Source organism: Peptidiphaga sp., from assembly GCF_057238965.1.
Genome location: NZ_DBHHEV010000003.1, coordinates 29573 through 37390 on the forward strand (window position 1 = coordinate 29573; position 7818 = coordinate 37390).

General features: G+C 65.7%; 7 protein-coding genes. 6 read left to right on the forward strand and 1 reads right to left on the reverse strand.

Annotation, left to right across the window (positions count from 1 at the left end; genetic code table 11):
• The 6 genes from ACO48X_RS00870 to ACO48X_RS00895 form a co-directional block, all read left to right on the forward strand.
• Positions 1–172 (forward strand): hypothetical protein (locus ACO48X_RS00870; RefSeq protein ID WP_484999701.1); only part of this gene is annotated, 172 nt, incomplete at its 5' end.
• A gap of 2 nt (positions 173–174) precedes the next feature.
• Positions 175–540 carry a hypothetical protein gene (locus ACO48X_RS00875; protein WP_484999629.1) on the forward strand — a complete coding sequence of 122 codons (366 nt, stop codon included), beginning with the start codon at positions 175–177 and terminating at the stop codon, positions 538–540.
• Complete coding sequence (locus tag ACO48X_RS00880) at positions 537–4922, forward strand: VanW family protein (RefSeq protein ID WP_484999631.1); 4386 nt, start codon at positions 537–539, stop codon at positions 4920–4922. The genes ACO48X_RS00875 and ACO48X_RS00880 overlap by 4 nt, the downstream gene beginning before the upstream one ends.
• Before the next feature lie 61 nt (positions 4923–4983).
• Positions 4984–5304 carry a ferredoxin gene (gene fdxA / locus ACO48X_RS00885; RefSeq protein WP_484990253.1) on the forward strand — a complete coding sequence of 107 codons (321 nt, stop codon included), beginning with the start codon at positions 4984–4986 and terminating at the stop codon, positions 5302–5304.
• Positions 5304–6602, forward strand: a complete 1299-nt coding sequence (dapC, locus tag ACO48X_RS00890) for a succinyldiaminopimelate transaminase (protein ID WP_484999633.1) — start codon at positions 5304–5306, stop codon at positions 6600–6602. Before fdxA ends, dapC begins: the two co-directional genes overlap by 1 nt.
• 221 nt (positions 6603–6823) lie before the next feature.
• Positions 6824–7357 carry a helix-turn-helix domain-containing protein gene (locus ACO48X_RS00895; protein WP_484999635.1) on the forward strand — a complete coding sequence of 178 codons (534 nt, stop codon included), beginning with the start codon at positions 6824–6826 and terminating at the stop codon, positions 7355–7357.
• A 105-nt stretch (positions 7358–7462) separates the two neighbouring features.
• On the opposite strand, the gene ACO48X_RS00900 is transcribed toward ACO48X_RS00895, so the two are convergent.
• The coding region (locus tag ACO48X_RS00900; RefSeq protein WP_484999637.1) for a DapH/DapD/GlmU-related protein at positions 7463–7818 on the reverse strand (356 nt) is incomplete at its 5' end.

The following is a 7818-nucleotide window of genomic DNA, read 5'->3' on the forward strand; positions in this document are numbered from 1 at the left end:
GGTGTTTGAGACGCTTCAGGCTCCGCGCAAGCTGACCTTGGAAGAGTCCATCGAGTTCGCCGCCGACGACGAATGCATCGAGGTCACGCCGGAGGCGGTGCGCATCCGGAAGGTGATTCTCGGCTCGCAGGAGCGTTACAGGGCGGCGGCGCGAGCGAAAAGAGGCAAGTGAGTATGCGTAAAGCAGTGCAGATCGCGCTCGGTTTGCTTGCCGGAGTGCTGGTGGGGATCTTGGCCACCATCGTCCATGCGGGGCCCGTGGACATGCCTATCGCAGGGTTGGCCCTGGCGTCGGGAATGGTTGCCGCCGGAGCGTGGTTCATGGTCGAATGCGGGTGGGTCACGGCGTGGTTTGCGGCGTCCGTCGGCGTGGCTGGCGCAGCCGTGTGGCTTCTCATGTATCCGCCGAGCAATGACTCGTTCGTTTCCGCAGACCAGTGGGTGTCCCAGCTCTGGCTTTTTCTCGCCCCTGTCTCCGCAATCGTTCCCGCAGGTTGGGCCCTTGCCCGCCGCGGCGACAAAGGAAAGGATCCATCGTGACTCAAGAGAATGAGAACATTGATGCCACCGATAGGTCCGCTGCGCCTGGCGGCGGGAACTCGGACGGAGAGCAGAGGAAGGACGTCGAGCGAATCGCCGATTCGCAAGGCGCTTCGGGCGAGGCCGCCGATTCCGCGTACGATCCCGACATAACCGCCACAATCCCTGTGGTGAGGCCGAAGGGGGCCAAAGGGTCGAAGAAGAAGGCGTCCAAGGGAGGCAAGGGCTCGAAGGCCGCGGGCGCAAGAGGATCCTCGAAAGCCCGGGGAGCGGCCCTTTCGGCGTCGACGACGTCCGGCAAAGACGGTGCAAAGGCCGACGCCGCGTCGCGCGAGGCGGCCAGGAAGCCGAGCGGGGGCGATGCCGTCCAAGCCGAGGCTGAGGCCAAATTCGAGGCTGCGGCGAAGGCCACGTCTGCTGCCAAGGCTGTCTCCGCCGCCAGAGCTGTCTCCGCCGCCAAGGCCGAGGCTGAGACTAAACCGACAGCCAAAGCTGAGGTTGAGACTAAGCCGACTGTGGCCGGCGAACCGGAGGCTGCTTCCAAGCCTGCAGCTGTTTCCAAATCTGCAGCTGATTCCGAGGCTGCAGCTGCCGCCAAATCCCCGCTTGCGGCCAAGGCGGAGGCTGCCGCCCAACCTGATCCCGGCGGCAAACGGCCGGTTGCGCCGGGGCTGTCGGCTTCCGCGACTCCTGCCGCTGCGGCGGCCGCAAACGACGTCGCCTCGAAGGCAGAGCGCCCCGCCGGACGTGAGGAACCGGTCTCGCCCGCTCAGAAACCCGCTCAGAAGGCGGCCGGCGCCGCGGATGTTGCCGCAGCCGATCCCGCGGCAACGCCTGTTCAGGCAAGCGCTCCCGCGCCTAAGGCCGAGAAAGCTGAGAAGGCTGATTCCGCGTTCGCGAGGGTCGCAGGCGCGGCGGACGTCGCTTCGGAGACGGCTTCGACTCCGGCGAAGGCTGGTGAATCGCACGTTTCAGCTGGGAAGGCCGGGGACTCCTTGAAGGCCGGCAGTGCCTTGAAAGCCGACAATGCCCTGAAGGCGGGGAACGCCGCGAAAGTCGGCGGTGCCCCGAAGGCCGCGGACGATGCTTCAAAGGCTGCTAAGGACGTTGCTGCGGCCAGCGAGGACGTTGCCGCGACGGGCAAGGACGATGCCGCAGCGACGAAAGACTACGCCACTCCACGGACCGAGGACAGGGCGAGGCCAGAGGGCCTCCGTCCGGCCCGAGGCGCGGTTTCCGATCGCGCGTCGGCTGGCTCTGCCACGTCGGCGGCTTCGGCGCCCGAGACCGGTGGCGCGGCTTCGGCGCGGCGAACTGCTCCTTCCGCCCAACCGCCCTCTCCTTCCGCGGGTTCGCCCGAGAAGGCAAAGTCGGCTTCGTCCGCGGCCGAGCAGAACTGTGCCCAGGGCCCTGTTAACGCGGCTGGTTCCTCCGCGGCGCCCGCTGCGGGCGGCGTCCCCGGTCAGTCGGCGAACGCGTCTCTGGCTGACGGATTGGCCGCGCGAGTCGGAAAAGAAGGCGTCCGGCAGGAGGCGGTCGGCGAATCGCGGTCCGCTGCGGAAGCTCCCAAGCCCGAAGCGCCCCACCGCCTTGAATCCAACATCGACAAGGAGCCAAAGGCCGGCGAGGAGCCCCACGTCGGCAAGGAATCCGACATTGGCGCCGGGGTTGACGCCGGCAGGGAAATCGGTGCCGGCGCGGTTGCCGCGGCAGAGGGCGGCGAAACGCCTTCCGTCTCCGATCTCTCGGACGACGACACCGCCACGATTCCCGCCGTCAAGCGTTCGATCGCCGCGCAGCCCGTTGTTTACGGACCTGGCGCCGAGGCATGGCAGCAGCATCGGCAACCGCCCGCAGGGGAAATAGACGATAGGACGCCGGAGCCGGCCCCGAGTGCCCCCGCGCGCGGCGATTCTCAGGCTGCTGAGATTGAACGCTCCCGGATTCAGGAGGCCGGTTCCCCGACGGCGGGGACTCCCGGATCCTATTGGGACGCAACCGACGACGCAGCTGCGACGACTGCGCCCCCCGCCGTTCAATCGGCCTCATCGGCCGCTTCGCCGCCGTTTGCCGGAGCCGTCGAATCTGAGCCCGCTGCGGGTGAGTTCGAATCCGGAGCGAGCGCAGCCGAAACCGCCGCCGGAAAGGAAACGGCGCGGGACTCGGCGTCTGGCTTGGGCCTTGTGGAACCTGCCGACAGCGTCGCGGAGTCTCGGTCTGGCCTTGCGGAATCTGGGCACGGCCCTGCCGATTCGGAAGCCGCCGTCGCAGAGCCTGGGCGGGGCGTTGCCGAGCCTGAGGCCGCCGTCGCCGAACCTGCACGGAGCGCTGCGGAGCCTGATCCCGCGTTGGCGAAGCCCGCGCAGGGCGCTGTGGAGCCTGAGGCCGCCGACCTCGAGTCCGGCGTCGCCGGTTCCGAGCCTGCCGTCGCTGAACCTGCACCCGCCGCAGGATTCTCGTTGCCTGAGAACTGGCGGGACCTCGCCGAGCCTCCGACGCAGACCGAACCTTTGTCGCAGGAGACTTCCGCGTCGGCGGATGTTTCTGCGCCAGCCGAGACTTCTACGAGCAGACCGACCGTGTCCGGCGGCGCGGCGACCATTCGAGACTCCGAGCCCGAAGCCTCGCCGTCGAGCGTCGACGGCGGTCTGTCTTCCCTCGAAGCGTCGGCTGAAAGGACCGCTGAAAAGCTTCGGAAAGGCGAGGCGTCCGACGGCGAGCCCGCCAAGAGGCGTCGCGCGTGGCTTTGGGTCGCCGTGGCCGCCCTTGTCTTCGGCGTCGTCTACCTGGGGGCCGCGTTCTACTTTTCGAACAAAATCCCCGGCAGCACGACCGTCGCCGGCGTGAAGGTCGGCGGAATGTCCCGCGAAGCCGCCCAGGCGAAGCTCGAATCCGAGCTTTCGGGCCGGCTGTCTCAGCCCGTGAAAGTCGCGATCGGCGGCAAGGAGCAAACTATCGACCCCTCTTCGATCGGTGCGAAATTCGACGCGAAGTCCACGGTCGATTCCCTCGCGGGGTTCTCTCTCAACCCCTTGCGCCTGTGGGACAGCATGACGGGAGGCTCCGAGGTCTCTCCGACCGTCGACGTCGACCAGGCCAAACTGCGAAAGACAGTCGATTCCCTTGTGGACGCCTCGGTGAACACGCCGACCAACGCATCGATAGAGTTCGACGGGGTGACCCCGAAGACGACGAAAGCGAAGAAGGGGGTCGATCTCGATCGCGAGGAAGCGTCCAAGAAGATCGCCGAAAAGATGCTCGAAGGCAAGACGATCCCTTTGCCCGTCAATGAAAAGGAGCCGGACATCAAGGACTCCGAGGCGCAAAGGGCGCTGAAAGACCTTGCCAAGCCCCTTGTTTCCGGCAATCTCACGGTGAAAGTCGGATCGGCCACGGTGACGCTGACCCCGAAGCAGCTGGTCTCGGTCACAAAGTTCGTGGCCTCCGACGGCGAGCTCAAACTCAAGCTGGATCCGGAGAAGCTGAGCGACGTCGTCCGCAAGGGCGCACCCACCCTCCTGAAGGAGGGCAAGGACGCCAAAATCGAGATAGTCGACCACACGACACCGAAGGTCGTTCCGTCCGAAGACGGTGTGGGCTTCGACGAGGGCAAACTCGCGGAATCCGCTGCGGAGGCTGCGACGACGGGAGACCGGAAGGTCGAGATCGCCACGAAGTCCGTCCCCGCGAAGTTCACCACGGAGGATGCGGAGAAGATGGGCGTCAAGGAGGTCGTCTCCTCGATTGAGACCCCCTTGACCAATGATGCGGTTCGCACCACGAACCTCAAGGTCGGCACGCAAAAGGTGGCGAACACCCTGGTCAAACCCGACGAGGAGTTTTCGCTGCTCAAGGCGCTCGGGCCCATCGACGCCGCGCACGGCTTTGTCTCTTCGGGCGTGGTCGCGAACGGCTTCAACTCGACCGCCTTGGGCGGAGGCCTTTCCCAGCTGTCCACAAACACCTTCAACCTGGGGTATCGGGCGGGATTCGTCGATGTCGAGCACAAACCGCACTCGAAGTACTTCTCGCGCTACCCCATGGGTATGGAGTCGACCCTGTGGGAGGGCAAGTACGACATGAGGTTCAAGAACAACACCCCGTACGGCGCGGTCATCGACACCTGGGTCGCCGACGGAAAGGTGTATTCGAAGCTCTGGTCGACGAAGTACTGGGACGTCGAGACATCGACGTCGAAGCCTTACGCCCAGGTCGCGCCGACGACGAAGGTCAACCCGGCCCGCGACTGCGAACCCTCCGGGGCCGGGGGGCCGGGCTTCACGGTGACCGTCTCGCGGAAAGTCTCGCGAGAAGGAAAGGTCCACGAAAACTCGAGCTACAAGTGGACTTATTCGCCGACCAATCGAGTGGTGTGCAAGTGACGCTATAGCCCTAAGGTCCCACAAGGATTAGGCTTGTAGTCACTACGAAAGAAGGAAGGAAATGGCGTACATCATCGCGCTTCCGTGCGTCGACGTCATGGATCGCGCATGCGTCGACGAATGCCCGGTCGACTGCATCTACGAGGGCGAACGGACGCTCTACATCCACCCCGACGAGTGCGTCGACTGCGGCGCGTGCGAGCCCGTCTGCCCCGTCGAGGCGATCTACTATGAGGACGACCTTCCCGAGGAATGGTCGGTGTTCGAGTCGGTCAACGCCGAGTTTTTCGACGACATCGGCTCGCCTGGCGGCGCCCAGCGCCTGGGGCCCACGGGCAGCGACCATCCTTACGTCGCCGGACTTCCTCCGCAGGGGGAGTGATGGGACTCCTCGGCGCTCAGCTTCCTGACTTCCCTTGGGACTCGCTCGTGCCGGTGCGAGAGCGCGCCGCCGCGCATCCGGACGGCGTTGTTGACCTGACGATCGGCACGCCGGTGGACTCGGTCCCCTCCGGCGCGCGGGCGGCCTTGGACGCCGCATCCGACGCCCACGGCTATCCGCTGACGGTCGGAACGGCCGAGCTGCGCGCGGCCGTCCGCGGGTGGCTTGAACGCCGACGCGGCGTGCGCGCCGAGACAGGCGTGCTTCCCACGATCGGGTCGAAGGAAATGGTGGCCTTGCTGCCCTCGCTCCTCGGCTTGGGATCCGCGGACGCCGTCGGCTTTCCCCGCGCCTCCTATCCGACGTACGACGTCGGCGCGCGCCTTGCGGGCGCCAAGCCCTTGCCCGTGGACACGGACGCCGACCCTTCGACGTGGCCCGCGATGAGCATGCTCTGGCTCAACTCGCCGGGGAACCCCGACGGGCATGTGCTCGGCGTGGAGCGCCTGCGGGCGATTCTCGCGTGGGCGCGGGAGCGCGGCGTCGTGGTCGCCAGCGACGAGTGCTACGCCGAGCTCGCGTGGGACGTTCCCGAGGCGCCGTCGATCCTGGACGAGCGGGTGTGCGACGGCGACGTCGCGGGCCTCCTGTGCCTGTACTCGCTTTCCAAGCAGTCGAATATGGCAGGTTACCGGGCGGCCTTCCTCGCGGGCGACCCGGCGATGATCGGGCCGATTGCCGAAATCCGCAAGCACGCGGGATTCCTCATGCCCGGACCGGTGCAGGCCGCGATGACGTGGGCGCTGGGCGACGACGCGCATGTGGCCGAGCAGCGGGCAGTCTACGCGCGCAGGCGCGAGAAGCTCCTGGCAGTGCTCGACGCCGCGGGTCTGGTCAACGACCCGCTGTCTGTGGCCGGGCTTTACATTTGGGCCGCGGCAAAACGGCCGGGCGGCGCGGCTGGCGGCACCGTGGATGGCGACCCGGTTGGCAGTGTGGCTGGTGATTTTGGCGCTGATGCGGGCGGCGGTGTTGACACCGTGGTTGGCGATTCCGGCGCCGATGCTGCCGGCGGTGTGGCTGGTTCTAATCACGATGGCGGCAGCGTGGCAGAAGCGCCGACAGGCTGGGACATCGTTCGGGCGTGCGCCGAGCTGGGCATCGTCGTCGCCCCGGGCGACTTTTACGGCGAGGCCGGGCGCGACCGCGTGCGAATCTCCCTCACGGCAACCGACTCCGCTATCGACGAAGCTGTCCGCCGCCTGCCGCGCCTGCCCGAGGCACTGTTGCGGAGCTAGCTGCGGCAGGGGTAGCGACCGGGCTAGCTGCCGCAAAGGTTTTGTTGAGATATTTGCTCAGTCTTTGTCGGATCTATTGCGATGAAGAATAGGGTCTGTCTCGATGAAGAACAAGGATCAGTCTTATCAATCTTGGAGCAGAGGCAAAACGAACAGTACGATTGAAACGAACAAAACGAAAAGTCTAACTGTTTTTGCCAGTACGTCCAGGAGGATGAGTGATGCCCGAAGCCCTTGAAAGCAGAACATTTCTTTCCGAAGAGCTCAATCAGAACGCCGATCCAGAGTTCAGTCAGAAGCTTCAGCGTCTCGCCGACACTGCCATGGTCGAAAGAAGTGAAAGGGCTCGACTGGTGTTGGGAAAGGAAGCCGTCGAGCTTTCTGCTGAGGTGGTCGACATTCTCAGGCATGTAGTCGAGGTGATGCGTCAGGGGACGGCGGTCAGAGTCGTTCCGCAGCACACGATGCTCTCAACGCAACAGGCCGCGGATCTGCTTGGGGTTTCGCGGCCAACGCTTATACGCATCCTTGATGACGGTGAGATCCCGTTCTTTCTGAAGCGGCGGCACCGCCAGCTCTGCCTGACAGACGTGCTGGAGTACCAGAAACGGCAGCGACGGGTAGCTGATGAGTCGCTGAGCGATATCATCGCCGATGCACAGGCGTTTAGCGAGTACGACGTGGATCCTGAGGAATACCTCAAAGCCGCTAAAGAGGTCCGCCGTGGCGGGCAGACCTCTGGCGAAAAGGCTTAGGGCTTGGAACCTGTCGCTTAAGGTGCGGGAACTGTCGCTTATTCGCGGGACCTGTCAGTGAGGGGGCCACGAGCCAATGGCAGACGGCCTTGACTCGCGGACCGGTCAGTTGGCGTGGAGCGCCGAGTTCAGCTCGATTCCCGTGCCCGCGCGGGGGACCGCCTCGACGGCACCGGTGATCGAGTTGCGGCGGAACAGGATGTTGTTCGCACCGGAAAGCTCACGAGCCGAGACCACGCGCGGTTCGCCGCCCTCGCCCTTGGCGGGCAGGACTGTGACCTTCGTTCCGGCCGTGACGTACAGACCGGCCTCAACAATGCAGTCGTCGCCGAGCGCGATGCCGATTCCCGCGTTCGCGCCCACGAGCGAGCGCTCGCCCACGCGCACCCGTTCCTTGCCGCCGCCGGAGAGCGTGCCCATCGTGGCGCCGCCGCCGCCGATGTCCGAACCGACACCGATCA

Excerpts from the sequence above, each read along its gene's own strand:
- ACO48X_RS00875 (WP_484999629.1), top strand. The coding sequence starts at position 175 with ATGCGTAAAGCAGTGCAGATCGCGCTCGGTTTGCTTGCCGGAGTGCTG.
- fdxA (WP_484990253.1), top strand. The coding sequence starts at position 4,984 with ATGGCGTACATCATCGCGCTTCCGTGCGTCGACGTCATGGATCGCGCA.
- dapC (WP_484999633.1), top strand. The coding sequence starts at position 5,304 with ATGGGACTCCTCGGCGCTCAGCTTCCTGACTTCCCTTGGGACTCGCTC.
- ACO48X_RS00895 (WP_484999635.1), top strand. The coding sequence starts at position 6,824 with ATGCCCGAAGCCCTTGAAAGCAGAACATTTCTTTCCGAAGAGCTCAAT.